The 26,152-nt window shown below is 41.9% G+C and carries 24 protein-coding genes; 13 read left to right on the top strand and 11 right to left on the bottom strand.

All coding sequences use genetic code 11. The features are described from left to right. Positions 1–174: 174 nt before the first annotated feature. The 3 genes from AB0756_RS15130 to AB0756_RS15120 all read right to left on the bottom strand — a co-directional run bounded on the left by AB0756_RS15130 (position 175) and on the right by AB0756_RS15120 (position 5,448). On the bottom strand, positions 175–720 hold the full coding sequence (locus AB0756_RS15130) for a pentapeptide repeat-containing protein (protein WP_038080789.1): 546 nt from the start codon (positions 718–720) through the stop codon (positions 175–177). Positions 721–942: 222 nt separating this feature from the next. Continuing rightward, the gene (locus AB0756_RS15125) at positions 943–3,225 is read right to left on the bottom strand and encodes a WD40 repeat domain-containing protein (protein ID WP_038080788.1); all 2,283 of its coding nucleotides are present in this window, start codon (positions 3,223–3,225) and stop codon (positions 943–945) included. A gap of 30 nt (positions 3,226–3,255) precedes the next feature. Continuing rightward, positions 3,256–5,448, bottom strand: a complete 2,193-nt coding sequence (locus tag AB0756_RS15120; RefSeq protein WP_038080787.1) for a variant leucine-rich repeat-containing protein — start codon at positions 5,446–5,448, stop codon at positions 3,256–3,258. A gap of 448 nt (positions 5,449–5,896) precedes the next feature. Between AB0756_RS15120 and AB0756_RS15115 the strand changes: the two genes are divergently transcribed. Continuing rightward, on the top strand, positions 5,897–6,634 hold the full coding sequence (locus tag AB0756_RS15115; protein ID WP_050046198.1) for a histidine phosphatase family protein: 738 nt from the start codon (positions 5,897–5,899) through the stop codon (positions 6,632–6,634). 132 nt (positions 6,635–6,766) lie between these two features. Here the strand turns inward: AB0756_RS15115 and AB0756_RS15110 are convergent, their stop codons facing one another. Next, positions 6,767–8,590 carry a protein kinase domain-containing protein gene (locus AB0756_RS15110; RefSeq protein ID WP_038080784.1) on the bottom strand — a complete coding sequence of 608 codons (1,824 nt, stop codon included), beginning with the start codon at positions 8,588–8,590 and terminating at the stop codon, positions 6,767–6,769. Positions 8,591–8,706: 116 nt separating this feature from the next. Here AB0756_RS15110 and AB0756_RS15105 point away from each other — a divergent pair, with 116 nt between their 5' ends. Next, entirely contained in the window at positions 8,707–9,159 is a 453-nt protein-coding gene (locus AB0756_RS15105) for a nitrate reductase associated protein (RefSeq protein WP_038080783.1), read from the top strand. An 89-nt stretch (positions 9,160–9,248) separates the two neighbouring features. After that, positions 9,249–9,458, top strand: a complete 210-nt coding sequence (locus AB0756_RS15100; protein WP_038080782.1) for a TOBE domain-containing protein — start codon at positions 9,249–9,251, stop codon at positions 9,456–9,458. Positions 9,459–9,783: 325 nt separating this feature from the next. Here AB0756_RS15100 and AB0756_RS15095 read toward each other — a convergent pair whose 3' ends face one another. The 5 genes from AB0756_RS15095 to AB0756_RS15075 form a co-directional block, all read right to left on the bottom strand. Continuing rightward, entirely contained in the window at positions 9,784–10,395 is a 612-nt protein-coding gene (locus tag AB0756_RS15095) for a pyridoxamine 5'-phosphate oxidase family protein (protein ID WP_038080779.1), read from the bottom strand. 166 nt (positions 10,396–10,561) lie between these two features. Continuing rightward, positions 10,562–12,496 carry a M48 family metallopeptidase gene (locus AB0756_RS15090; RefSeq protein WP_038080777.1) on the bottom strand — a complete coding sequence of 645 codons (1,935 nt, stop codon included), beginning with the start codon at positions 12,494–12,496 and terminating at the stop codon, positions 10,562–10,564. A gap of 6 nt (positions 12,497–12,502) precedes the next feature. After that, entirely contained in the window at positions 12,503–13,141 is a 639-nt protein-coding gene (locus AB0756_RS15085) for a LemA family protein (protein ID WP_237266105.1), read from the bottom strand. A 100-nt stretch (positions 13,142–13,241) separates the two neighbouring features. Continuing rightward, positions 13,242–13,451, bottom strand: coding sequence for a DUF433 domain-containing protein (locus AB0756_RS15080; protein ID WP_237266106.1), 210 nt, complete (start codon positions 13,449–13,451; stop codon positions 13,242–13,244). Beyond that, positions 13,372–13,542: a DUF433 domain-containing protein gene (locus AB0756_RS15075; protein WP_408019882.1), complete on the bottom strand. Its 171-nt coding sequence runs from the start codon at positions 13,540–13,542 to the stop codon at positions 13,372–13,374. Before AB0756_RS15075 ends, AB0756_RS15080 begins: the two co-directional genes overlap by 80 nt. A 185-nt stretch (positions 13,543–13,727) precedes the next feature. Between AB0756_RS15075 and AB0756_RS15070 the strand changes: the two genes are divergently transcribed. From AB0756_RS15070 to AB0756_RS15055, 4 genes are read left to right on the top strand one after another with little or no spacing between them, the layout of a single operon-like run. Next, positions 13,728–13,991 (top strand): UPF0175 family protein, encoded by a 264-nt coding sequence (locus tag AB0756_RS15070; protein ID WP_038080776.1) that lies wholly within the window; start codon positions 13,728–13,730, stop codon positions 13,989–13,991. Continuing rightward, positions 13,991–14,383, top strand: coding sequence for a DUF3368 domain-containing protein (locus AB0756_RS15065; RefSeq protein WP_202048753.1), 393 nt, complete (start codon positions 13,991–13,993; stop codon positions 14,381–14,383). Before AB0756_RS15070 ends, AB0756_RS15065 begins: the two co-directional genes overlap by 1 nt. Positions 14,384–14,416: 33 nt before the next feature. After that, positions 14,417–15,769, top strand: a complete 1,353-nt coding sequence (locus AB0756_RS15060) for an AAA family ATPase (protein WP_038080775.1) — start codon at positions 14,417–14,419, stop codon at positions 15,767–15,769. Next, complete coding sequence (locus tag AB0756_RS15055) at positions 15,766–16,605, top strand: HNH endonuclease family protein (protein WP_063779535.1); 840 nt, start codon at positions 15,766–15,768, stop codon at positions 16,603–16,605. The genes AB0756_RS15060 and AB0756_RS15055 overlap by 4 nt, the downstream gene beginning before the upstream one ends. A 109-nt stretch (positions 16,606–16,714) precedes the next feature. Here AB0756_RS15055 and AB0756_RS15050 read toward each other — a convergent pair whose 3' ends face one another. Then, the gene (locus tag AB0756_RS15050; RefSeq protein ID WP_038080774.1) at positions 16,715–17,983 is read right to left on the bottom strand and encodes a hypothetical protein; all 1,269 of its coding nucleotides are present in this window, start codon (positions 17,981–17,983) and stop codon (positions 16,715–16,717) included. Positions 17,984–18,068: 85 nt separating this feature from the next. On the opposite strand from AB0756_RS15050, the gene AB0756_RS15045 reads away from it, so the two are divergent. Further along, on the top strand, positions 18,069–19,109 hold the full coding sequence (locus tag AB0756_RS15045) for a hypothetical protein (RefSeq protein ID WP_038080773.1): 1,041 nt from the start codon (positions 18,069–18,071) through the stop codon (positions 19,107–19,109). A gap of 175 nt (positions 19,110–19,284) precedes the next feature. Here AB0756_RS15045 and AB0756_RS15040 read toward each other — a convergent pair whose 3' ends face one another. Then, entirely contained in the window at positions 19,285–19,752 is a 468-nt protein-coding gene (locus AB0756_RS15040; protein WP_038080771.1) for a hypothetical protein, read from the bottom strand. A 296-nt stretch (positions 19,753–20,048) separates the two neighbouring features. On the opposite strand from AB0756_RS15040, the gene AB0756_RS15035 reads away from it, so the two are divergent. From AB0756_RS15035 to AB0756_RS15015, 5 genes are all read left to right on the top strand, one after another. Beyond that, positions 20,049–21,266 (top strand): zinc-dependent alcohol dehydrogenase, encoded by a 1,218-nt coding sequence (locus AB0756_RS15035; RefSeq protein WP_038080769.1) that lies wholly within the window; start codon positions 20,049–20,051, stop codon positions 21,264–21,266. A 142-nt stretch (positions 21,267–21,408) separates the two neighbouring features. After that, positions 21,409–23,172, top strand: a complete 1,764-nt coding sequence (locus AB0756_RS15030) for a thiamine pyrophosphate-dependent enzyme (RefSeq protein ID WP_038080767.1) — start codon at positions 21,409–21,411, stop codon at positions 23,170–23,172. A 398-nt stretch (positions 23,173–23,570) separates the two neighbouring features. Beyond that, positions 23,571–24,782: an RNA-guided endonuclease InsQ/TnpB family protein gene (locus AB0756_RS15025; protein ID WP_038080764.1), complete on the top strand. Its 1,212-nt coding sequence runs from the start codon at positions 23,571–23,573 to the stop codon at positions 24,780–24,782. Positions 24,783–25,386: 604 nt separating this feature from the next. Then, positions 25,387–25,635, top strand: a complete 249-nt coding sequence (locus AB0756_RS15020; RefSeq protein ID WP_050046200.1) for a DUF2281 domain-containing protein — start codon at positions 25,387–25,389, stop codon at positions 25,633–25,635. After that, entirely contained in the window at positions 25,635–26,048 is a 414-nt protein-coding gene (locus tag AB0756_RS15015) for a PIN domain-containing protein (RefSeq protein WP_038076274.1), read from the top strand. Before AB0756_RS15020 ends, AB0756_RS15015 begins: the two co-directional genes overlap by 1 nt. The last annotated feature ends 104 nt before the right edge of the window (positions 26,049–26,152 follow it).

Below are 26,152 nucleotides of genomic sequence, written 5' to 3'. Positions count from 1 at the left end.
TGTTTTACTCCCTTCCCGCTCGAAGATTTCTTAATTAAATGAACCGCAGAGGCGCAGAGGACACAGAGGAAAGAGGAGAAGAAGATCGGTAGTCTTATGGCGGAAAGGGAGTAGGTATTGAATGGGCTGATAGTTTCTTTAACTCTGAAAGCAACTTAGCTATAACGCTGTAGCTTATGTCGCCAGACTGCTATCACCGCCTTCAATAATAGTTCCTTGTAAATTCGTATCTTTTAAATTAGCCCCGGTGAGATTGGCTCTTTCTAATGCAGCTTGACGGAGGTTCGCTTGGTGCAAGTCCGCAGTACCCAAATCTGCTCCGCTCAAATCTGCGGCTTCTAGATTGGCTCCACTTAAATCGGCTTGAATGAGATCGGCTTGACTGAGATTTGCCTGTTCGAGATCGGCAGCTTTGAGATCTGCTCGATCTAAAATGGCTCCATCTAAAATGGCTCCTTCCAATATTGCATTGTCAAGAATCGCATCGCTCAAATCGGCTCCGCTTAGATTGGCTTGGCTTAAGTTTGCACCATTCAGTGTTGCTCCACTCAAGTCAGCCCGACTGAGGTTTGCCCTCTGCAAGTTGGTTCCATCCAACTTTGCCTCACGTAAAACAGCACCACTGAGATCGATTTCTTCCATCACTGTATCCCTAAGGTCAACAATGCTAAAGTCTCGCTCTCCTGCGGCGTAGCGCTGCTTGAGTTCTTCTACATTCATTTTCTGTACTCCACCCTCGATATAAGGGGTTGAGCCATTCTGACTCGAACTAGCCCAACAACGTTCTTTATCCTAAGTCAACGAATGCATTCAAACCCCTCTCTAGAGATACACCTTAGATCTGGCGTTACCCATGTTGTGGGCGATCGCTCCTAGTGGTTTGACTTTGGAAGAATTTCCTTTTAAGAAAGTGGTGCAGCGATCGTCGTTGGAAAATGCCTGTCATTGCGACGAACATCGCAATTGCCACACAAAGATGCTGCTTTTGTTACTACTGCCTAACAGTTTTCCGTCGGGGCTAAATTTTAAATTGATGGCTTCTTCTTGAGAACTTTTGAAACTGTGGATTTCTTCCATTGTCTCCAAGTCCCAGAGCCTGATAGTACCGTATCGAGTGACACTCGCTAAAATTGGCTCTAGGGGACTGAAGGCTAGAGCCTGAATGGTAGAATACTCTTGCAAAGTTTTTATTTCACAATTTGTTTGCACATTCCACAGCTTAATTGTATGGTCATTACCTCCACTGGCTAGAATTCGATCGTCTGGGCTAAAGACAATTTGCTTTATCCAGCTAGAGTGAGGTGTAAAACTACAAATCAGTGTGTTTGTTTTCACATCCCACAGGGCAATTTTCTCCCGCTCCACAGCCGCTAGGATACTTCCATTAGAATTGAGTGCCAGTGGAAAGCCATAGCCGCTATCTAAATTTACAACACCATTATCTTCGCCCGTCTGTAAATTCCACAATTGCACTGGTTGCTTGTAATAGCATCTTGCCAGTACTTTTCCATCTGCACTTAGGGTAACATAAGAGTCATTAGACCATTCTCCACCGCGATACCGCTTCTTTCCGTCTTTATTATCGGGTGCAGCCTCTCTATCTGCATAAGTACCATAGAAATCGCTGCCGACCAACACTGGATTGGATTGATGATTCCGCTGGGTAAAAGCAAGAGTAGGGTAGTTCGTGCGTTGGGATCGCAAGCAACTATATGTTTCCTTCCCCTCTGTCACTTGCCACAGCTTAAAATCTTCAGCGCTTTTGCTAGCTAGGAGCTGACTGTCAGGACTAAAAGCCAGAGATTGCACTGCTGCTTTGTGTCCGGTAAGAAGGCAAATTTGTTTACCAGTTTGTCTGTCGAGCAGTTCAATCTGACCGTCTACATCCGGCGCACTTCGGGCGGTCAATCGCCCATCTGGGCTATGTGCTTGAGTTAAGATACCGCTAGAATAACCCCTTAATGTCCTTGTCTCATGACCGACGTCAAAGACCTCAAAAGGTTCTCCTGTACCATTTATAGCTATACCTTTGGAATCGCCATGATATACAAAAGAAGTAATATTAACAGAATGGTTTTTAAGATTTTGAATCAACTCCCCCGTTAAGGGATTCCATAGTTTTAACTCATTCACATAAAAACTTTCGTAGAGATGTTGTCCATCTGCACTAAAAACGACTGAGACAACTGGTTCTAATTGAAAATCTATTTGGTTAATTTGCTTGCCAGTGTTGGTATTCATCAAGATAATTTTTTCCTTCCAGTCAGTATATGCGAGCATCTCACTATCAGGACTGAAAGCAAAAGATGAGTTCCATACCTTTAGTTCTAAATGTAGAGAGTGTGCAATAACTTTATCCAGTTCGCCCAAAATTGCAAATTCTAAATTCGCGTCCTTTGCCTCAGCAATTTCTGCCTCTCGCAGGTCAGCTTGTGTTAAAATTGCCCCTTCCAGTTTAGCCCCAGACAAATCTGCTTTCTGCAAGTTAGCATTTGTCAGGTTTGCTGCTTGTAATTGGCTTCTACGCAAGTAAGTATGCTGCAAGCTAGCTTGTTGCAGTTGAGTTTTTCGCAGCCTAGCTTCCTCCAGATTAGCCCGATCTAAAACACATTGTTCCAAATTAGCTGCTGTTAATTCGGCACGCACTAATGTCGCTTTTTGAAGGTTGGCTTGCACGAGTTGGACGCGAGGCATATAAGCATAACTTAGATTAGCTCTTACCAAAACTGCACCTTTCAAATTAGCTGCATCCAGTTTTACCTCTTTGAGATTTGCCTCACTTAGATTCGCTGCACTCAAATCTGCACCTTGGAAATCAACTCTTGCGAGATTGGCTCCTCTCAAGTCTTGTTCGCTCAGATTTGCCCAACTGAGATTGGCTCGATACAGATCGACCTGCTTGATGAGGGCCTGTCGTAGGTCACTATCATTAAGACGAGCGCATCTTAAGTTAGTTTGTGTGAGGTTTGCGCCACGCAAGTCAGCACTTATCAAATTGGCTTCGCTTAGATTAGTTTGGGAAAGATTTGCTCCTTTGAGGTTGGCTTTTTCTAGATTAATTCCCGCTAAATCAGCTTGGCTCAAATCGGTATTTTCTAAGTTCACCTGAGTGAAATCACGTTCTCCAAGTTGATAGGCTGCTAGCAATCCCCGAGCACCCCCAATTTCTCGAAACGATTTTAAAGTATCTGTGTTGCTACTATGCACCTGTTTTTCTGGAAGCATAACGATAACTCTTTGAGTGTGAAGATAAAATTAATAGTGTTGCAATCTATCTTTTGCTACTGCTCGAACTAGCTGGTTGCTATCTTGTGCCAGTTGTATGAGAATTTGTTGAGTCGCTTGTGCATTTTGAGCGACAGCTAGCCTTTCCAGCCAGGAGATAGAAACGCTTTTTTCTTGTAGTAATTCCTGTGAAATCTGGGGTTGCTTTAAAGCAATAAAGCTCACTAAGGGAAACTGGGACCGAGCATAACAATCGAGCACCACAGCAAGGCGATCGGGATGGCGAGAGAAGAAATCAGGATGCAGTTTCAAATAATCTGTTGCATATTCCCCGCAAAGAATACGCTCTACAGCCTCTTTTGGCAAACTGGGATTCACCATCACTTTTTTACGCACTTCGGCTGATTTACTACTCGCCAGTTCTTCTAAAATTTCAGGTGAGAGGTGAGTTTTTTGTGCGATATGCAGCAAAACTGCGGTGTTCCGATCTTTGCTTAATTGTTCTAAAATTCCGATCGGTGTATTCGGGTTTTGGGCTACTGCTTCACGAACTTTTGTTTCTGGCGATCGAGCTAGATTTTCCAAGCAGCTGACAGGGGTGTTGGGGTTTTGGGCTACTGCTTCACAGACCTTCACTTCATTTGATTCAGCAAATTGTATAAGAAAATCAGCGGGCAAATCAAAGCGTCGAGCGAGAAAAAGACGAGCCGCCTCTCCTCCCTCCCGTGCTAATCGCTGCAAAATGGTTTCCAAAGAACTGGTACTTTCTTCTGCTAGGATATCTAAAATACTCTCCTCTTCAGAGCACTGATATTGTTGATTGGCTATTTGAGACGCAATCTTGCGACTTACCCATGCATCTCTAGCTAATTGCTTAAACAGAAGACTTATTGGTGCCTTGCGGTTGGCAACATCCCAACGAACTTCCCAAGAGTCATGCTGAGCTAACTGTTCTAAAATACTGACTGGTACATTTGGATTACTGGCAACTGCCCAAAGAACTTCCTGAGATTCATCGTGAGCCAACTGTTCTAAAATACTGATTGGTGTATTGGGATTTCGAGCCACAGCTTCACGCAGTTCTCTGTGAAGGCTTTTGGAGAATTCTAAGAGCAGTTCGAGTGGTGTATTTGGGTGTTCGCACAGAGCCCTGGAATCTTTTTGTGTTAAACTTTCTAAGAGCTGACGGGAAATTTCAGGATTCTTCCTAACTGCTTCGAGAGCACATTCTCGTTGTTTTTCTCCTATTACCCCAGCTGCCGCATTAGCAACATGCCTATCTGTATCGTTTGCCAGTTCTTTCACCACACTTAAGGGTGTATTGGGATTTTGAGCGACTTTAATACGAACTGTTTGGTCTTTGTCTTTGCTCAACTTCTCCAGAATATCGCTAGGTGTACTGAGATGTTGAGCGATGGAGCTTCGAGTTGCTCTGCATTCTTCGCTTGCCAATTTTCGTAGAGTCTCTGCGGGAGTATTGGGATTTTGGGCTACTGTATACTGCGTAGAACTTTGATTGGCTAAAAGGTTGAGAATACTGGGAAATGTTGCTGGAGAACAAGCAAGCTTTGCAGATAAAAAATTCTGATAGTGTGGCTCTTTTATCCAACGTTCAACAATGAATTCTGGAATCGGGCAAATCTGAGCTAGAACCGCAAGAGAGCCAGTACCCGCTTTGTCAGCAGAAGGGATAATTCCTTGAATCACCTCTTTGATTCTTTCGTCGTATTTCTCCGTTAATTCTCCAGCCAGATTAACGTGTAAACGAGCAGATTCTACAACTTGAGAATGTCGGCTTTGGGTTAACCGATTTAATACTGCTTTGGGAGTTTGGACGTTTTTAACTAACGCCAGTTGAACTTCCAAATCCGCTTGCTCTGCTGCTTGTTCCAAAAAATATACTGGAACATTTTCTTGCTTCAAAATACTTCGCAAGGTAGCTAAGGGAATTTCTTCGACTAGATTGGGATTTTCTAAGAGCAGTAATAGAAACACGGGGTTATTTAGCAATTCCGATGGAAATTCTGCTCCCAATTTCAAAAGTATATCAGGTGGGGTATTGGGATTCCCTGCTACTGCTTGACGGGTTTTTTGGTCGCTAGATCGCGCCAGTGCTCGCAACAAATCGGGGTCAGTATTAGGGTCTGCTGCTACTAATTGTGCCTGTTTTACGTTTTTTGTCAGAGCAGTGATAGATTGCTCGAGTGCAGTTATATCATCCATCTAAGCGCTAGATTGTAAAGTTAATAGTAATTTCTTGAGAGGATGTTTGTACAGTTTCCCGTTGTATCAAGATCCCCCCTCGCCCCCCTTAAAAAGGGGGGAAAGTACTCTTAAAGCCACCTTTTTTAAGAAAATTTTAGGAGGATGTGAAGTTTTGAATACCTCAGCTACTACTTTTAAAACTTCCTCTAAATGTTTGTAGTAATTACGGTACCGATGCTTTGTCCGGGACAATTGTTATCACATTATATTGGGGCTTTCTTACAGTGTCATCCTCTTTTCTACTAAATAATAATGACTGGATTTTAGACCAAAACAGTCTCAACTCCAGTAAGAGGCCCGTGCGTATATACCCTTAGATCAACTTTTAACGGTTTCTTAACAAGCATTTAGCGCTCCTGCTGTAGTCTTATTGCTGTTTTCAGAATTAAGAGAGAGCAAATTTCAAGTGAAGATTAACAGGCGTACAATTATCACAGCGATCGCAGCAGCACCAGCATTTGCAGGTCTTTCTACTCTTGTAGAAAAAGTTAAAGCTCAGGAAACGGGAAAGTTTGAGGTTTGGTTCATCAGGCATGGGGAAAGTGAAGTCAATGTCCTATCTGAGAGATCGGAACTGCCTTCAGAATTACCGCCTGATGAAGGATTTACCTATCCTCTCACTATCAAAGGGATTCAGCAGGTGAAAACTCTGGCTTCGTCAATTGAAGATATTGATGTCTCCGCAATTTTCACATCAACTCGCTTGCGAACCGTTCAAACTGCAGATGCAATCTCTTTTGTGAAAAATCTTCCCATACAACTTGCACCTCAAATTGTTGAAGTCAATTTTGGCACGGCTGCACTCAATTCATCTGATTTCTCACAAATCTTTCAATTACTCACGGATTGGTTGGTTAATAAAGAATACGATAAAAAAGCAGCAGATGGAGAAAGTTACAACGATTTGCGATCGCGCTTCGTCCCCTTTGTTACAGATACCATCGAGCAGTATTCAAATATTCCCAAAGTTTTGATTTTTGTAGCTCACGGTGCTATTTTATCTACCATGTTACCTCTGATATTTAAGAACGTATCGGGACAATTTGCGCTTGCCAATGTATTACCAAATACAGGAATTGTAAAAGGTGAACTGCTTCACGGGCATCTTATCTGTACGGATTGGAATGGATCTCAACCCTTCTAATACTATTTCTGTAAAAGATGCATCTAATTAGCCTGCGTAGGCAGGCTTTGTTTGTATAGTCCCACATTTCTAATGTGAGGGAATTTTAAGCGCAACCTCATATAGAATTGGTAAATTCGTCAACAGTCACGATCATCGAAAATATCTCCGATTGTAACGATCCTGATATTTATTGATATAATCTACATTCCACCTTTCTACATTCGATAATAATTCATTAGGAAAATTATCTGGCGAGTATTTTGGGCGATACCACGGCTTTCCATCAAAATACTTTTGTAAACCAGCAGTCTGAAAACGGCGACCGTGACGTGCAAAAATGGTATTTCTCATAATATCTAGCTCAAAACCATCTTTCCCATCTAAATCTGTATCGGTGACTTCTCTTTCAGAAAGCCAGAAATAATCATTTTTGGTTGTATTTGTATCTCGAAATGTATCTGAAGATGATGTGGAAATTTCTTGAAAATATAGCCGTTCTGGTGGTGCATTCGGATCTTTACTGGCAAACGCACAATAAGCATTGGAGTTAGCTTGTCCGTAGGTTCTTAACAAATCGATACAATTGTTGCGATCGCTAAATTGAGCTACATAAACTTCAAATAACTCCTTACCTGACAAATTTGGATATTCTGGAATCCGAAACATTCCAGCTTGAGAATAACCAACAGCCTGTAAAGCTTTCACTTGCATCAAAGCAGTTTGTGAATTTGGATAGGCAGAATCGGCAAGAAAATAAAACGCATGAGGAAAATTAGCTTTGTTTGCATTTTGTTTTGTAGGTATTGGTGTTTTTTGTGGTGAAGAAGTTGAGCCGGAACTCGCATTGTCCGTCACTTGAGATTTGGGAGAGAGAGAAATATTAGGAGTTGCTTGAGAAGGCGTTCCTAATGAAGTGCTTGGCTGTTCTACAGATGGAGGAGTTCTTGTTAATGCAAGACCAATAATAACAGAAGCTCCTATCACAGCCGCCGCTGCAATGATGCTAAGAGCAAGTCCTCCCCTCTGTCGGTTATTATAAAGAGAAGTTTCACGGGAAGAAACTCCTGAGTTGAAAAGAAGAGTTTCTTGAGATTTTGTTGGTAATGGAGGAGTGAAAGATGGTGGTTGTGTTAAAGGAGTCGTAGGAAGAATTGATAAACTTCCAGTCTGCAATGCTTGCAGCATTTCCCTCGCGCTGGAAAATCGGTCTCGTGGATGGTAAGCGATCGCTCGATTGAGTAGGGCTGCCGTTGTTGCGCTAACATTTATGACATGAGATTGCCAAACAAGTTCTCCAGTACTTGGGTGTGTTTCTAACTCTTGTGGTGATTTCCCTGTTAAAAGATAAATAGCTGTCAGCCCCAAGCTGTAAAGATCGCTAGCATAAATTGGTCTGCCCATTGCTTGTTCGCTGGGCATATACCCTGGTGTCCCAATGATAATCGAGCTGGTTGGGTTACCTTGGGAATTCAGCGCAGTTCCCATTGTTTCTCGTACCGCGCCAAAATCAATGAGTACGGGTTTGCCATCTCGGTGACGTAAAATAATGTTATCTGGTTTGATATCGCGATGAACGATTTTCTTTGAGTGTACGTACTCCAGAACAGGTAATAAACTAGCTAAAATCCCCGCAACAGTGTTTTCACTCAATATCCCGTGTTGTCTGAGCTTAGCTGTGAGGGTATCACCTTCAACATATTCTTGCACTAAGTAAAAGCGATCGTCCAACTGAAAATAAGCATACAGAGTTGGAATTTGGTCACTGTTTCCACCCAACTCTTCCAAAATCGCTGCTTCTCTGTGAAACCGCTCTTGCACGAGTTGGTAAATTTGAGGATTATCATGAATGGGTTTTAGTTGTTTAATCACACAACGTCGGAGTGAGGGCATTTGAGTATCTTCCGCTAGGGAAGTTTCTCCAAATCCTCCACTTCCCAATGTGCGAAGAATTCGATAGCGGTTATTCAGCAGCATTTGCGTCTTTAACAGGGATCGGTGATTGGCGATCGATAGCTTACCTATGTCTATACTATCTATCACCTTCTTGGAATTGGTATACTGACCAGCAATCCCCAATCCAAAATCCTCATATGACTCATTTCTTTGAATTTGAAGCTGATTTTGTTGACTCACTGCGCTGTATTCCCATGCAGGTGCGCTTGAAGTTGGATACGTGTGGTATCAAGCTGAAACTCAATCAATGGAACCAATTCAGTCAAGAAGAACGTCAAACCCTTGTAGAACGACCCTGCAATACAGAAGAAACTATCCAAGAGTACCGAGAATTTTTACGCCAATTAGTTCAAAATCATACTGGCGAGTTAGCAACTGATTTGCCCGTGGAAGAAAACCCACCCTGGATGGACGACCAAAATATACCTGAGAGTGTTAAGAATAAAGCACGGGAGTTTGATATCGCAATGACCCCACATCAATGGGAAAATTTACTCCCCGTACAGCGATTTGCACTGATTAAACTCAGTCGTTCCAGTCATGAAAATAAAAATTTTTTACCTGCCCTTAAAGAATTTCACGTTATCTAAAATTGTTAAAATAATATAAAAACTTAAGTACCCAAGATAGAATTTGTTAGGATGATCCAGTTAAATTGATACAGGGAACATCAACCAAAATGCAAGTCAGTGCTCGTAATTCACTTAAAGCAACAGTAAAAAAAGTTGTAGAAGGAGCCGTTAATACCGAAGTAACCTTGGAAATTGCTCCGGGTGTTGAAGTTATTTCAATTATCACTAAATCTTCAGCCGAGAAGCTTCAACTGACAGAAGGAAAACAAGCATACGCCATCATTAAATCATCAGATGTCATGGTTGCTATTGATTAAGAGTTTTCCTTAATCTCGTGTCACAGGTTGTGGAACTCTGACTTGAAAGAGTGAAAATTGAAGATAGCTTCATTGTATGAGGTCGCTTATGCGATCGCTCTTTTCGGGAAGAGATCCCTAGATGAAGCAGTCAATTTTCCTGTGAGAGTTCTACAGCCGCCCAATCGCAATCCTTATAGATACCATTACGCTTTGTTAGCTAAACATAGCAGTCATAAATACGTTACAAACACCACTTCCTTGTCTTCCTTGTCCCCTTGTCTCCCTTATCTCCCCCCTCTCCCTTGTCCCCCTCATTCAGATCTACAACAGGATTGCTGCACCACTATAGCGGTTGGGAAGCACGATCGCTCAACTGTTGTTCTAACTCCGCAATTCGGGCTTGCAACGGAGCCATCATTGCTTCGACTTCGGTTTCCGAATAGCGAATCGGAATATGTTGGGGACAGTTCTCACTAATGGCTTCCACATGAAAGAGAATTGAGCGTTCCACTTTGGCAGGATAACCCGGTATTTGGAGTTTTTCAGTCCATTGTGAATCCCCTTCAACGTACTGCGCTCTGCCCCAAATTTTGATACGTCTGCGGTGGCGATAATCCATCAAAAACAAAAACGCTTTATCATTGCCTGAGAGATTGCCCACCGTAATGTATTGCACATTTCCTGAAAAATCAGCAAAGCCCAACGTCTTCTCGTCCAGTACTTTCAGAAAACCGGGAGGACCTCCTCGAAACTGGATGTAGGGATACCCGTTAGAACCCACGGTTCCCAAATAAAACCCATTTAATTGAGCAATAAATTCCTCAACTTTGGAAGTAATAGTATCGTTTGCAGGACCGTTAGCAATATATTTTTCGTAAGACTGCCGCGAGCCACGTTGTGTTTGCGCGGCTTGGACTTCAGGGGTAAAGGCAATTTCTCCAAACTTACGTGGCATAATATCCTCCTAAGCTGTAACGAGTTCTATGATGCTAACTATACGTTTGAATTTTGGAACCTAAAATTACTATACCGAACGAACGGTACAGTGTCAATAAGTCAAACTATTTTATCAAAATGCCGCAATACCCCATCCGTCACGCAGTAGGAATTGAGCCACACCCTCAACTTAATGGTTGTTTCTCAACACTGGATTTTCCCTTTTTAGAAACCTTACGGGGAATTAAAAATGGAGGCATGGGACAATCCAAAGTAATGACGATCGCCCGCAATAAATCAGCTTCTTGGGGAGTGACTTGATTATCAACCATCACGGTATGAGCGCAAGCATCAACCACTGCTTGCTTTAGTTTGGGACTGGCAAGGCGCAGGCGATCGAGGCTTTTCTTCATTCCAGCAAAGTTACAAGCGATCGGTACTTCTGGTTGTTCTTGTTGCCCTGGTTTAGGAAGTCTAAAAACCCCACTGCGAAATGCGTAGGTGGCAGCATCAGGTTGAGAGTGTCCGACTTTTGCTAGTGCAGAAAGCACGAGGATACAATCTGACCAAACCTCTTGTATGTTGTCAAATTGCTCGACTTTGGATGAAGACTCTGGATGGATGCAAGGTTCAAGACGGTGCCACAGCACTAACTGCAACACAAATTCCCACAGTGACAAATCTCCACCCAATTTAATCAAACCCTTAATACATTTGCAGATTTGCTGGCACTCCTTAGGAGACGATTGACGCAGTGCGGGTACTGCTAAATCCAAAAGAGGTAAGCGCATCCCGGAATCTAAAGAGGCTATTTGCTCAACAAACAATAGCGTTTCTTCTACTAACTCCGCAGGTTGTACTTCTTTCAACCAGTCAAGTTGGCGATCGCGCACTTGCGCATTTGAATGATTTAATCCCAGTGCGTACACAATAGCTATTGCACTTTGTTGCTTTTGCACGCCCAATCGCAGGGACTCTGGTAAATCTGCTAGTATCTTTTGAGCATAAGTAAAATGCTCTGGAGCAACTCTTCCCACTTGGTTAACAACCTGTTCTGGGGAAACAGAAGCACTCACGCTAGAACCCGTGCTAGAAGGGCTGCTACCAGCAAAGCCCATTGCTGATTCGTGAGAATGAGAAGGTTTGCGAGCATAAGTTCCAGATGGTTTGTAGTTCAAGCCACGGATGCGATGGATACGCTCGGAAAGAGGTGGATGAGTTGCTAACAGACTTTCCCAAAAAGAGATCTCAAGCGCATTGCCAAAAAACATATGACTTGCGGCTTCAGCTGCGGGAGAATAAAGCCCCGACCCCCTTCTTTCTAGCTTTTCAAGCGCCCCTGCAATACCGTCAGCGTTACGGGTAAATTGGACGGCTGAAGCATCAGCAAGAAATTCTCGTTGTCGGGAAACGGCTGCTTTAATCAAGCGTCCGCAGAACAATCCCACACCTCCTATTAACATCAATCCCAAACCAAATGCCCACAAACCTTTGTTCTCGCTACGGTAGCTGCTGCGAAAACGCAGAATAAAGACTCCTGTTAGGTAAAGGAATAAAATGCCGTGGAGCAATCCTACCAAACGCAAATTCAGACGCATATCCCCATTGAGAATATGGCTGAACTCATGACCAATCACACCTTGCAACTCATCCCGGTTGAGTTGTTCCAGACAACCACGGGTGACTCCGATCGCAGCATCGTTAGGAGTAAACCCAGCAGCAAAAGCATTGATGCTCAATTCTGAGTCAAGGACATACACGAAGGGGACTGGAATGCCAGAAGCGATCGCCATTTCTTCTACAATATTCAACAGCTGCTGCTCGCTGGGATTTGCCATATCCGATATCAGCAATCTTCCACCCAACTCTGTTGCGATCGCGCCTCCACCGTCGCTGAGACAAGCTATTTTATAAAAACTAGCTAGAGCGATGACAGCCGTTGTAACACCTGCAACAATCAGAAATAATTGTGGATGCCACCAAATTCTGGGAGCCATGCGGAGAAAAAACAGCGTGACAATGTAAACTGCTCCAACAATTGCCACTATTGATAAAACAAACAACGCGATTAACTGTTGAGTGTTTTGGCGTGCTCGATCCTGATTTTCAAAAAAATTCATAGACTATTAAAAAGACACGCGTGGCGCTGTTCTTATTTCTGGTGTGGCTTCTTGCAACAATGCTGCTGCAACAAAGTTAAAATTACCTGCCACAATGTTGCTAGGGAATGCTTCTAGTTTGGTGTTGTAAAGCGTTACCGAATCATTGTAAGATTGACGCGCAAAAGCGATACGATTTTCGGTTGAAGACAGTTCCTCCATCACCCGGCTCATGGTTTGATCTGCTTTCAACTCTGGATAAGATTCCGAAATGATTTGAATGCGACCCAATGCACCAGCCAAGGCAGCTTCAGCATTTTCCAGTTGCTGCATTGCTTGAGGATCGCCCGGATTTTGCGAAGCTCGACTACTTGCGGAGATAGCAGAATTCCGAGCAGCAATGACAGCTTCTAAAGTTTCCCGCTCGTGCTTGATGTAACCTTTAGCCGTTTCAACCAAATTCGGAATCAGGTCGTAACGACGCTTTAACTGGATATCAATTTGAGCGAAAGCGTTTTTGTAGCGATTCCGAAGTTTTACCAGGTCATTATAGCTGCTGACAATGATAACAGCTAAAGTGGCAATCAATACACCCAAAAAAATGACAATTCCCATAATAGTTTTCAAGTATAAGTTTAAGTTATATACAGCAAAAGTTACCTGCATATGACTATTGAGTTTAATGGCACTCTGCAAGGTTTGTCATCTGTATAATTTATTACGTATTTTTGCGAGTAAAATTATGTAGAAATCAGCAAGCTTGCTGCTACTTATCTAAAGTATTCGTGTAGCTAATGATTGCCCGATCTAGTTGTTCGCGGTGTTGTTCGTAGTATACCCATGCAGTGGTTAAATCATCAGTGGTTAGGGCAGGATAGTTCCGTAATAACTCTTTATCATCTGCTCCTTGTTGACCGAAAAGCGATCGGTGTCCACACAGGAATCCGTGTACTACGAATGCATGGCTGCCCACCACATACGTCAAATGTTACTTGAATTGGCTTGCTACTCAATCGCTCTTGCAAAAAGATACGCTCTTCTGAGCTAAGAGATTCGATTATCTGCACTATTGAATCTCATCGGTTAATACCTACTCACAATGCTGCATTTAAAGTAACGTCTTTTATCTCAGTTGAAACCCAATACCCGAATTCGTCTGATTTGAAGAAAGTAATCTACCTTTTGCCTTCTCAACAAGCAAGATAACACCATTAAAATAGAATAAGACTACTATCATAACTGAAAATACTCTATGCAAATTACGATTGAAATTCCTGATGAAATTGCCAAGAGGTTAGACCAAGCATGGGGTGGTCTTTCTCATAGACTGTTAGAAGTAATTGTTGCAGATGCTTACCGTTGCGGGGAAATGAGTACATCTGAAGTTCGACAAATACTCCAGTTAAAGTCTCGTTTAGAAACCCATGCCTTCTTGAAACGGATGGGTGTTTATCTAAATTATGACGAGACTGAATTAGAAAGAGATATTCAAACTCTTAAAGAGTTTAGAGCATAATGATTATTGTCTCTGATACTTCCCCAATTTGTTACTTGCTGCTAATCGATCGTATTGACATATTGCAAGAACTTTACCGTGTCATTATAATTCCCCAAGGTGTAGCTGATGAGCTAAATGCTCCTGAGTCACCCCTTGTTGTTCGGAATTGGATTGCTAAACCTCCCGATTGGCTACAAATTCAGACAGTACAAGTAGGTAAATTCTTAGGATTGGAAAAACTCGATCCTGGTGAGCGAGAAGCAATTTTATTAGCAGAGCAAATCAAAGCTGAATTGGTCATTTTAGATGATAAAGCAGCAAGACACATAGCTATAGAAAGAGGTTTAAAAATTATTGGATTGTTGGGTATTTTGAAAGATGCTGCTCCGCAATCCTCACAAATCAAATAGGATCGCTATAGTTGAGATTAAAGGACAACGAAAATGTGGGTAGAAAGCATAACGCTCTCGAACATTAAGTGCTTTCGAGAAGAAAAAATATTCTTTACTCATAAGCAAGCCACGGGTCAGAGAGCAAAACCTTATTCTTGGATTACTTTACTGGGTGAGAATGGAGTAGGAAAAAGTACGTTGCTGCAAGCACTTGCACTACTGTTAGCGGGTCCCGAAGCAGCGAAAGAACTTCTTCCTCGTCCTACTGGTTGGGTTCGCAACCCCTCTATTCCGGGAAAATTAAGTGCTGTTTTACACAAAGAAGAAACTGATGCAGGTAGTTTCGGGGAAGATAAAAGGAGGCATACATTTGCCTATTCTTACTTTGTAACAGGTGGAGTACCTGTCCAAGTAGGAAAAGAAAAGGAAACATACACTGAACCAGCACTCATTGAAGAACCCTCGAAAATCTTGAGTTGGTTGCGAACAAATGCTTTTGCTTCAGACAGTAAAGGGTGGTTTTCTGTCGGTTATGGAGCTTTTCGTCGATTAACTCGAGTGAGTCAAGTCTTGATACCTAGTTTAGAACCAGCAAAACGTTCTAGCAATTTCATTACTCAGTTTGATGAAGATAGTGCTTTAAGTTCTTTTGAAAGATGGATGGTCTATTTAGAATTTCGTATTGCTAAAAATCCAGAGGATGCTAAAGCGCGACGAATGCGAGAAGTAGGGGAAAAAGTTATTGAAAGTCTTCTTCCTGGAGATGCTCAAATCGCTGAAGTCACCATTGATGGTCTGATTCAATTCACAGTTAATGGTCAAAAGGTTTCAACTATTAATTTGTCTGATGGTTATCGTAGCGTCATAGCCCTAGCAGGAGATTTAATCTGGCGATTGCTTCAAGCTTTTCCAGATTTGGAAGATCCAACCCAAGCATCTGGTGTAGTTTTAATAGATGAGTTAGATATTCACTTACACCCATCATGGCAAAGACAAATTGCTGGTTGGTTGCGGCAGGTTTTTCCCTATCTTCAATTTATTGTTGCCACCCATAGTCCTTTAGTAGCCGCAGGAGGAGGAGACGATGCTTTAACTTTGCGCTTAGAATTGGTAAACGGTGAAATTGAGGTTAAACAAGTTCAAAATGTATCAGCTTACGATTCTGACTCTATTTTAAGAAGCTCTGCTTTTGGTTTAGAATCTACTTACTCCCCGGAAACTCAAGCGAAAATGAATCGTTATTACGAACTTAGGGATAAAAGAGACAACCTTTTAGAACAAGAATCTAAGGAGTACGAACATTTAAGGCAATTTATGAAAGCAGCACAACCTGTTGGCGGTCTTCCCGAACCAGGGAGTTTAGAAGCTCGAACTAGAGCTTTCTTGGAGGCAAATTTGCCTTGATACCCGTATCTAGACCAAAACAACCACCAACAGTTTTAAAACGAAATGCTGCGAAATGGTTAGCAAATTTGCAGGCAGCTATAGCTCATTTACAGACTGTTAAAGCTAATCCTACTGCTACAAGAGAAGAAATAGCTAAAGCTGAAAAAAATATTGAAAAGGCGAAGAATAAGTATAGACATAAGGAAATTAAAGACTTGTTGGAGCAAATGTTTTATGGGAAATGCGCTTACTGTGAAAGTAAAGTGACCACTACAGGATATGGGGATATCGAACACTTTTGCCCAAAAGTTAACCCAAGATGCATTCATTTGACGTTTGAGTGGAGTAATCTTTTACTTTCCTGTGAGAAATGTAATGATGCCAGTCACAAAGGTACACAATTTCCTCTGGATTCAAATGGCAAATCTATGTTAATAAATCCAACTGATAGTGTTACAGATATTAATAAACATCTTCATTTTTCTTGGGATAATGTAGATGGCGCAATAGTCATCGGTCTTGATACACGAGGAAAAGTGGTTGAGCAAGTTTTCGATCTAAACTCTATTCGTGGTACTAGAAAAGAACTCATAAAGCATCGAACTAAATACGTCCAACAAATACTAAGTATACTAACAATTGCTTTGCAAACTGGTAACTCTCAAGCAATAGCATTGCTTTTAGAGCATTGCCAGCCAAGCGCTGAATACAGTGCTTTTGCTCGTATTCACGTTCTCCCCATTCTTGCTCATCATTTTCAAGAACCAGATGCGATCGCACTTCTAAAAGAATTCAGCAAGCAAAGCTCAGAGTATGCAGCATTTGTTCGTGTTGACGAATTGCCTAGTATATGAAGACAGAAGTTTGGAGGCAGATAGCACAAAAGCTTTTATGTCTTGCAATTCTTATAAATTAGAGAAAAACAGCGCAATGACATAAAGTACTAAATTTAGTTACTAGAATTTATTGTTTTTTTGCTTTAAAGTACCAGTAAAGGTTAGCAACAGTTAAGTCCGGTAATTCTTGCCAATTAGAAGGAGCAAAACCTTTGTATTTAGTTGCTAACGCTTGTTGAGTTATATAAGTTTCGTACTCCTTCCGTGAATTAGGTAGAATCATAAATTTTAGTTGATCCCGTAGAGATAAATAATGTGATTTTTGCTTTAACCGATCGTAAAGTGAGATTTCTTCAGGTTCAGCTATCTGTATTGTGTTTTGATTATCTTCGTAAACCTCATCAAATTGATTATTTGACTTTGCTATCAATTGCCTTTCATCTGGAGATAAACTTTGTATCCAATCAACATGATGTTGCCAAGATTCTAATAAGATTAAATCACGATCGCAAATTTGAGCGATTTCCGGAAATAGAAAATCTAGTTCTTCTTCAGATTCACATTGCTCTACAACAGAGAGGCTATCTTGACGGATTTTCTCCTGAAGTTGGATGAGGCGATCGCTTACAGCAGTAGGCTGGTTCTGCAACTGATATGTTAAGATAATAGTCTGATCGATAGCCCAAGAACATTCAACTCTACGAAGATATCCAGCTGCACGCGTTTCAGATAACAAGTGCTGATTTCGATATTGTTCTAAAGCATCTGTTAATAAATGCCGTGCGGTTGCTAAATCAGTATTTCGGATACTCGCCTCTGTCTTTAAAGCAGTTTTAATTAAATTAAGTGCTGCCTGAAATTTCCCATATGCCTGAATCATAACTAAACGATGTTGCTCAAACTTAATATCTTGAGCAACTCTATCAATATGATTGATGATTTCTTTACCCCGATCGTCTAAAGCTTTTTTTAAATCAATAAATCCATGTTTAACTTCCAATTTCAATTGCTTTATATCTTCTCTTAATCTCAATATTTGGTGCAAGTTTACTGCTGACAGTGCCAATCCTGCTACAGCTCCTACACCAATCAAAGCTGTAGTTGCTTGCAAAACACTAATATTAGTGTTGATGGTAGTCAAGCTTGACTGAATTAAATCCAGTTTTTCATAAGTTTTTTGAAAACCTCTATGAACTTGAATCATCTGTGCGCTATCCATGATCAACTGTGGAAGAGCTAAAAATGGCTCAGTTATTACACCAACAGCATGACCAACAATATGACCTGTGTTTGCATCTCTAACCATACTCAGTGGAATCCCTGAGGATGATACAACTTGTTTAAGAGTACCATTAGCAAGACCAATCATATGTTCTGGGCGAAATACAAAAAACATAGTACTTAATTTGATTAGTATTTGAAAAATTATTGATTTCAATTGTATTAATTAAGAGCTACGAAAAGCATCGGAGATTACACGGATGAATGAATATTTAATGAGCTTTCAAAGGATTACTCAATCTATAGAGCCAGTTTTGAAGAATGAACAAAACTCACCAGAAACTAAGCAATCTGTAGCTCAGTTGAAACAATCTTTTACCCCCTGTTTTAAAGAAATTCAGCAATCAGCTACTCGACTCAAAACTTTGATGAAAGTATGTTTTGATGATTTGGCTCATACTGAGGACGTTTGGGATAGCAAGCAAAGAGTAGCTGAAATATCTACTTATGAAATATGGGGAAAAATAGGAGATGTAAGTGGGTGTAATATTAGAGTACGTCATTTAAGCAGACAATATAAATCTGAAGTGATTAACCAAGTTAAGAATGATTGGTACAAACGAGAATTGCTGATTAAAGACAAACATTTTTATGATAATAAGCAGAAATTCAAAAATGCGTTAAGTGTTTTTGAAAAGGATAGCTTTATTATAAGGTTACGTTGTGAATTACAAGCTCAGATAAAAGTATTACAAAGCGTTATTATCGATAGTATCAACTTACTCGTCGGGAGCGAACTTGAAACTCACATCCCATTTCTTCAAAGATGTATTGGACAATTAGATAAACAACAGGCAAAAGAACTGGTTACTCAGTTTAACTCAATTGCTTCAACAATAGCTAATCTAGTCGAAAGAGCATTTAGCGAACGCTTTTATATTCTCCCCGTAAATGTTAAATCTTTGGTTGATGCTTTGGACAATACCGCCGATACTTTAGCCAAGCAGGGTGTTTTAGGTATTAGTTGGGAGCAGTTTGATAAATGCTCGAAGGAAGTTTTGACAAAATTGGAAACAATTGTTACTACTATTTTTGATGAGTTTGTCAAATTAGTTGAACAAGCAGTTGAGCAAGGACTAACATTTTACAGTGATTTCCTCGATCGACAAGTCAGGTATCGTCAAGAAACAATAGAACAACGTGAAGCGGAAAAAGCTTGGATTGACGAGCAGTATCGGGAATTGATGCGAGTGCAGGATGGAATTGACGCAATTTTATTGGGTAGCACAAACTATACGTAGCAAGTGGGGTAATGGGTAGCATCAGAGGTGTTTTCTGGCATTTGGGGAAATGATGAAGTTGCAGACAAGTATTTCCGTAATTGTGAAATAAAAAGCCTGGTAATAGAAACCAGGCTACAAACTTTGAGTTCTAGCATAATAAGTACTTTTTCTTCCTCTAGTTTGTACAATTGCATTAAATTAAAACATATTTTTCTTCTTCCAAAAGTTGTGCTGACAAATATACTATCCGAACATTACTTTTACCTTTTACCATTATCATAGAGTAAGGATTATCGGAAAGATCGGAAATTAAACATACACACTTACAGATATCGCAAAAACTTTCCACTACTTCATTAATAGAAAATTTTGTTAAAGAATCATCTTTAATATAAATTGAAATCAATTGTTTAAAATCTCCATCAATATCTTGGACTTGGCATAATATCCGAATGCAATCTGAAATTGGATCGAAGGGCATTTCTTCTAATACAAAAACTTCAGACTGACTTAATCCATATATATGGGAGATAGCTGCACTTATTTCAGTAATCTCTAAGTAACGATTTACCAAGATGTCCTGACAATTCATTGTCCTAATCTCCAACGTTTTTTCCGGATGGAAATGTAGGTTTTCCATCACTTCTGTCCCAAAAAACATCGCCAACACCCTTGACAAATTTTATCTTGTTATCGAATGAAACAGCCCTGGGGGCTAGGGGGATCGAGTCTTATCTGAACCGTATTGACGCTTGTGTTTAATTTTACATCTCAGCTTTACACGAATTCTTTCAATGGGTAGACCAGCTTGATGATTTTCATGCTTCATAAGTTAGAGGGAAAGACAACTTAAGATTTCTAGGATGAAATCGCTAGTTGTTCCGATAAAGCAGCCAGTAACAACAGCAGAATTTTTTAGCTTGGCAACAGCTGCCACATTCCTACGGAGCACAATTTATGAAAGCAGTGGTTTTTCACGGTATTGGCGATATTCGTCTGGACGACGTACCCGAACCCAAAATTCAAGAACCAACCGACGCGATCATCCAGGTAACTGCTAGCGCAATTTGTGGTACCGATTTGCACATGATTCGGGGAACATTTCCGGGAATGAAACCAGGAACGATTCTGGGACACGAAGCTGTGGGTGTGGTGCAAGAAATTGGTTCCAATGTGCGAAATTTGAAGGTAGGAGACCGCGTTGTGGTTCCTTCCACCATTGCTTGTGGTTACTGCTCTTATTGTCGGTCTGGCTATCACTCCCAGTGTGACAATGCCAATCCCAACGGACCTCAAGCGGGAACAGCCTTCTTTGGCGGTCCCCAAGTCAGTGGTCCTTTCAACGGATTGCAAGCAGAGTATGCCCGCATTCCTTATGCCAACGTGGGGCTGGTGAAACTGCCCAAAGAAGTGGATGACGACCAGGCAATTTTAATATCAGATATTTTTCCGACCGCTTATTTTGGGGCAGAACTAGCAGAAATTGAACCGGGGGATACAGTTGCTATCTTTGGTTGCGGTCCGGTGGGTCAGTTTGCCATCGCCAGTGCTCAATTATTAGGTGCCGGACGGATTTTTGCCGTGGATACGATTCCCTCACGTTTGGAAATGGCGCGTTCCCAAGGAGCCGAGGTAATTGACTTCAACAAAGAAGACCCGATTGAGGTTATCCAAAGTTTAACAGGTGGAATTGGCGTAGACCGGGCGATCGATGCAGTCGGCGTGGATGCTGTAGCTCCTAACAGTGGTCCGGCGGCTTCAAAAGCACAGCAACAATCACAGCAATTCCAGCAAGAAGTTCAACAAATTGCCCCGCAAACCAACCCACAAAATGGTAACTGGCATCCAGGTAATGCACCCTCACAAGTGTTGGAATGGGCAGTACAGGCATTGGCAAAGGCAGGAACGCTTTCAATTATTGGTGTGTATCCGCTAACACACAAGTTTTTCCCCATCGGTATGGCGATGAATAGAAACCTGACTATCAAGATGGGCAACTGCAACCACCGCAAATACATTCCAACACTAGTGGATCTGGTGCGGGGTGGGGCGATAGATCCGGCTCAAATCTTAACCCAGGTGCAACCCCTAACCTCTGTAATTGATGCCTACAAAGCTTTCGATAGGCGGCAAGCAGGCTGGGTCAAAGTGGAGTTGGTACCAGGAGTGGAGTAGATAGTCTTCAAAGGATGGGCGTTATATTCACGGGACAACTTTGTGCGTTGATGGTGGATTGATGCAAAACATGGGTTAGGGTGCCTGAGGAGGTTACTTTGATGACCAACGTATTTGAACAAACTGGCAAATGAGGTAATTTATGACAACCACCGCAGCCGATGTCCTCATTAATGTACTTCATGACTGGGGCGTTGAAGTCATCTTTGGTTTACCGGGTGATGGCATCAATGGCATTATGGAAGCACTACGCAATCGTCAAGAGCAGATTCGTTTTATTCAGGTGCGTCATGAGGAAGCTGCAGCGTTCATGGCTTGTGCCTATGCTAAATATACAGGTAAACTGGGCGTTTGTCTTGCAACTTCTGGTCCCGGTGGCATCCATCTCCTGAATGGTTTGTATGACGCGAAGCTAGATGGTCAACCTGTTTTAGCAATCACGGGACATCACTATCACGACCTCATCAACACACACTCCCAACAAGATGTGGACTTGGATAAGGTTTTCATGGATGTTGCCGTATACAATGCCCGTGTTATGGGTCCGACACACGTTGAAAATGTCGCCAATTTAGCTTGCCGTGCTGCCCTCAATTATCGGAGTGTGGCTCACATCAATTTCCCGTTGGATTTCCAATCCCAAAGTGTTGAGAAAAAAGGTTCAATGCGTAACCTGCCCCATCACGTATCGAATGTAAAAGCCCGCAGTGTTTTATTACCTAGCAATGAAGATTTACAGCGAGCAGCAGATGTTTTAAACGCAGGTAAAAAGATAGCAATTCTGGCAGGACGTGGGGCATTGGAAGCTACAGATGAACTGGAGCAAATAGCCGAGAAGCTGGGAGCGCCAATTATCAAAGCTCTGCTTGGTAAGGCAGCGGTTCCTGATGACAGTCCCTACACAACAGGGACAATAGGTGTACTTGGTACAAAGCCATCTCAAGAAGCGTTGGAGACCTGCGATACTCTGTTGATTGTCGGTAGCACCTTCCCCTATATTGAGTACTACCCCAAACCCGGACAGGCGAGAGGCGTGCAGATTGACATCGATCCATTTCGGATTGGCTTACGCTATCCTGTAGAGGTCGGTTTGGTGGGGGATAGCTCTGTTGCTTTGCAAAAACTGTTGCCACTGCTGAAACGCAATGAAGACCGGGGCTTTCTAGAACAGGCGCAGTCTGGTATGAATGAGTGGCGGCAAACAATGCGGGAACGCGGCACCAAGCAGGATAAACCGATGAAGCCACAAGTGGTGGCGTATGAGTTGGGTCAACGGTTATCCGATACGGCCATTGTGTCTGCTGATTCAGGCACCAACACAACTTGGTGGGCACGTCAAATTCCAGTCAAGCGGGGACAGATGCATTCTGTATCGGGCACTCTCGCTTCGATGGGGTGTGGATTACCTTATGCGATCGCTGCTGCCATTGCTTATCCCAATCAGGAATCTATCGCCTTTGTTGGCGATGGTGGTTTCTCAATGCTCATGGCAGAGTTTGTTACTTGCGTTAAATATCAACTTCCCGTCAAGGTAGTGATTGTCAAGAATGGCACATTGGGGCAAATTAAGTGGGAGCAGATGATGCACCTGGGCAATCCCGAATTTGGTTGCGAACTTCAGCCGATTGACTTTGCTGCTTTTGCGAAAGCTTGTGGTGGAACTGGTTTTACCATAGATAACCCAGCCCACTGCGGTGCAATCCTTGACTCTGCACTTGCTACATCGGGTCCAGTTATTGTTGAAGCAGTCGTCGATCCACTAGAACCACAAGTTCCACCACTTGTCAAGTCAGAAGAAGTTGCCATGCTGTCTCAAGCACTGAAACGAGGTGAACCCAATCGTGAGGAACTTGCTGCTAATATCGTCAGTGTCTCAAACATAGAGCAGGTACGAGAATTGATTTAACATCTTTCCCGTGCTACCCAATACTACTTGTTTGAAAGGCGGCACCCAGATTTGAACTGGGGAATGGAGGTTTTGCAGACCGTAACAAGATTTTAAAACCCTTTATTTACAAGACATTCCATTTACAAATTGAATATCGTAACTAAATTTGTGACTAAATAAAAAAATGGGTGTAGGGGAGCCAGTTCTGCAGAGGAGCCCAGCCAAAAAGTTTTTTGAATTTAGGTGTACTAACATAATATTACACTGTGCGAATGCTGGATTTAGCTCTCAGTTCTTAAAGTTGGATTATTTGAGTTAAAACTCTTATTTTACCAAGAGAATGGGTCTAAAGCCTCGCCCTTCTAGGGCGACTTTATTTGTGTTATAATATTTTGCGTAGAAGTTTTCCACGGAAAATGATTGTTTTAGAATTCAAAGCCAAAGGGAAAACGACTCAATATACTGCCATTGATGAGGCGATTAGGACGGCTCAATTTGTTCGCAATAAGAGTATCCGTTTTTGGATGGATAATCGAGGCGTGGGACAAAAACAAATGTATCGCCTTAGTAAGTCATTGAGAAGCGAATTCCCGTTTGTAAAAGCTTTGAATTCTAGTGCTTGCCAAGCTTCTATTGAACGGGCTTATAGTTCTATTGCTCGTTTTTACGACAACTGCAAAAAGTCTGTTCCGGGTAAAAAGGGATATCCAAAGTTCAAGAAAAATTCTCGCTCAGTGGAGTATAAAACCTCTGGGTGGTCACTTTCCGAGACTAGGAAACAAATAACCTTCACCGACAAAAAAGGTATTGGTACGCTCAAGCTGAAAGGAACATGGGATTTAAACTTCTACCAATTAGAACAGGTAAAACGAGTTAGATTAGTTCGTCGTGCTGATGGGTATTATGTTCAATTTCTGATTAGTGTAGACAACAAATTAGAAACACAACCCACAGGGAAAACCATTGGTTTGGATGTAGGACTTAAAGAATTCTATACCGACAGCAATGGACATAGTGAACCTAACCCAAGGTTTTATCGCACAGGAGAGAAACGTCTAAAATTTAGACAAAAGCGCGTTTCTCGTAAAAAGAAAGGCTCTGCCAACCGTAAGAAAGCTATTAATAAATTAGGGCGAGTACACCTCAAAATAAGTAGGCAACGTGAAGAACACGCCAAGAGACTGGCGCGTTGCGTAATCCAATCTCACGACTTGGTATCCTATGAAGATTTGAGGATTAAAAATTTAGTGAAAAATCACTGTCTCGCTAAATCTATTAATGATGCTGGTTGGTATAAATTCAGAAAATGGTTGGAGTATTTTGGGGTGAAGTTTGGCAGGATAACTGTTGCGGTTAACCCCGCCTACACTTCTCAAGAATGCTTCAGTTGTGGCGCAATAGTCAAAAAATCTCTATCTACAAGAACCCATGTTTGCGAATGCGGCTTTGTAATAGATAGAGACTCGAATGCCGCTATCAATATTCTGAAATTAGCCTTGAGTACCGTAGGGCATACGGGAACTTGGATCTACTATCCGAACGCTTCAGGAGATTCGACCTCTACTCATACTGGAGAAATCCTGTATCAGCAAGTTGGGTCTGTGATTGAAGAATCTTCGCCCTTATAGGGCGGAGAGTGTCAAACAGGGTTTCAGCACAAAGATGAATGCTCAAGACGAAGATTAGGCGTTCCTATAGGGGCGACTTCCGCATCGCTAACCCAAAAACGATTTTTCTCTCATGGTTTTTGATTTAATTTTCATCCTATGGGTAGATTGACAAATTGGTGAAAGATTTAAGTTGTGACGAATGGTTACCGATCGCCTGAATTGTGTTACCTAGCAACCTTATCCGTAGCGCTTACCATAGTCAGGTGGAGATACCAGGGTGAATACAAGCATTGCTTAATAGCTTAATATATACTTAAATCTATGTGATAAAGCGAGCAACTTTTTAGAGGGGGGTAGGGTGTGGGGTTTTGCTCACCCACGACTTAACTCATGGGATTGGAATAACGATGCAGTGTTTCTCTCGCGGCGCGTCTCGAAACACAAATTTTTTTCTTGATGTGCTGCCACCCCTCAAGGATTCCTCCTCCAATGCTCCCTACACCCTACCACGCCAAGTGACTGCAGTTACTTTAAGCCTAGGAACCCCTCCATCGAACTGGCTCCCCAACGCCCAACACCCTAGTTTTGGTAGAAAAACAACAAGCTGAGGAAATTATGTTCTATGAATACAGCACAAAAAATTTATGAACTTGTGAAGGCGATGCCAGAAGAGCAGGCTAATGAGGTGCTTGATTTTGTAGAGTTTATCAGACACAAAGCCACTCTCAAGCTTGGGTCAGAGCAATTATCAAAGATTCCTAAAGGAACGTTAACAGGATTACGAGGAATTGCTAAACGGGCTGGTTCGACACCAACTGATACAGAAGTCCAGGAAGAGTATACAGATTATTTGATACAGAAATATCAGTAATGAAAGTTTTAATCGACACTAATATTGTCCTGGATCTGCTGCTAGAACGAGAGCCATTTATAGAGGATGCTATAGCGTTATTTGAAATGGTTGAAATGAGCCGAATTCAAGGATATATTGCCGCAACAACAGTGACAAATGTTTTTTATATTGTCAAAAAGGCTCAAGGTCGAGATACAGCACTCTCGTCAGTTTCGCTTATATTAACAGGTTTGGAGCTTTGTTGCGTTGATCGCATAACGATTGAACAGGCTTTAATCAGTAATTTGAAGGATTTTGAAGATGGCGTTCAGTTTGCCTGTGCAACTCTCAATCAACTAGATGCGATTGTGACTCGTGATATTTCAGATTTTTTTGGGGTGAGCTTACCCGTACTATCTATTAAACAAATCCTTTCACAAGTGTTTCATTGAAGCAATACTAGAAGGAAGTATCTCAAGAGCCTGCTCTGGGGGGGTTAACCAGTAGCGATTCTGGTGAGGTTTAAGTTCTGCTTGTTCTAATAATCTTCCAACAT

This window comes from Tolypothrix campylonemoides VB511288_2 (assembly GCF_045999855.1).
GTDB lineage: Bacteria > Cyanobacteriota > Cyanobacteriia > Cyanobacteriales > Nostocaceae > Scytonema > Scytonema bouteillei_A.
Note: the sequence above shows the minus strand (reverse complement) of the source record. Positions and strands in the feature narration are given on the sequence as shown.

Bases quoted from the DNA above. Each gene is read 5' to 3' on its own strand.
- AB0756_RS15105 (WP_038080783.1), top strand. From the start codon at position 8,707: ATGACTCATTTCTTTGAATTTGAAGCTGATTTTGTTGACTCACTGCGC.
- AB0756_RS15085 (WP_237266105.1), bottom strand. From the start codon at position 13,141: ATGCAGGTAACTTTTGCTGTATATAACTTAAACTTATACTTGAAAACT.
- AB0756_RS15100 (WP_038080782.1), top strand. From the start codon at position 9,249: ATGCAAGTCAGTGCTCGTAATTCACTTAAAGCAACAGTAAAAAAAGTT.
- AB0756_RS15050 (WP_038080774.1), bottom strand. From the start codon at position 17,983: ATGTTTTTTGTATTTCGCCCAGAACATATGATTGGTCTTGCTAATGGT.
- AB0756_RS15120 (WP_038080787.1), bottom strand. From the start codon at position 5,448: ATGGATGATATAACTGCACTCGAGCAATCTATCACTGCTCTGACAAAA.
- AB0756_RS15130 (WP_038080789.1), bottom strand. From the start codon at position 720: ATGAATGTAGAAGAACTCAAGCAGCGCTACGCCGCAGGAGAGCGAGAC.
- AB0756_RS15045 (WP_038080773.1), top strand. From the start codon at position 18,069: ATGAATGAATATTTAATGAGCTTTCAAAGGATTACTCAATCTATAGAG.
- AB0756_RS15035 (WP_038080769.1), top strand. From the start codon at position 20,049: ATGAAAGCAGTGGTTTTTCACGGTATTGGCGATATTCGTCTGGACGAC.
- AB0756_RS15040 (WP_038080771.1), bottom strand. From the start codon at position 19,752: ATGTTTTTTGGGACAGAAGTGATGGAAAACCTACATTTCCATCCGGAA.
- AB0756_RS15090 (WP_038080777.1), bottom strand. From the start codon at position 12,496: ATGAATTTTTTTGAAAATCAGGATCGAGCACGCCAAAACACTCAACAG.
- AB0756_RS15030 (WP_038080767.1), top strand. From the start codon at position 21,409: ATGACAACCACCGCAGCCGATGTCCTCATTAATGTACTTCATGACTGG.
- AB0756_RS15025 (WP_038080764.1), top strand. From the start codon at position 23,571: ATGATTGTTTTAGAATTCAAAGCCAAAGGGAAAACGACTCAATATACT.
- AB0756_RS15125 (WP_038080788.1), bottom strand. From the start codon at position 3,225: ATGCTTCCAGAAAAACAGGTGCATAGTAGCAACACAGATACTTTAAAA.
- AB0756_RS15015 (WP_038076274.1), top strand. From the start codon at position 25,635: ATGAAAGTTTTAATCGACACTAATATTGTCCTGGATCTGCTGCTAGAA.
- AB0756_RS15070 (WP_038080776.1), top strand. From the start codon at position 13,728: ATGCAAATTACGATTGAAATTCCTGATGAAATTGCCAAGAGGTTAGAC.
- AB0756_RS15095 (WP_038080779.1), bottom strand. From the start codon at position 10,395: ATGCCACGTAAGTTTGGAGAAATTGCCTTTACCCCTGAAGTCCAAGCC.
- AB0756_RS15060 (WP_038080775.1), top strand. From the start codon at position 14,417: ATGTGGGTAGAAAGCATAACGCTCTCGAACATTAAGTGCTTTCGAGAA.
- AB0756_RS15065 (WP_202048753.1), top strand. From the start codon at position 13,991: ATGATTATTGTCTCTGATACTTCCCCAATTTGTTACTTGCTGCTAATC.
- AB0756_RS15020 (WP_050046200.1), top strand. From the start codon at position 25,387: ATGAATACAGCACAAAAAATTTATGAACTTGTGAAGGCGATGCCAGAA.
- AB0756_RS15110 (WP_038080784.1), bottom strand. From the start codon at position 8,590: ATGCTGCTGAATAACCGCTATCGAATTCTTCGCACATTGGGAAGTGGA.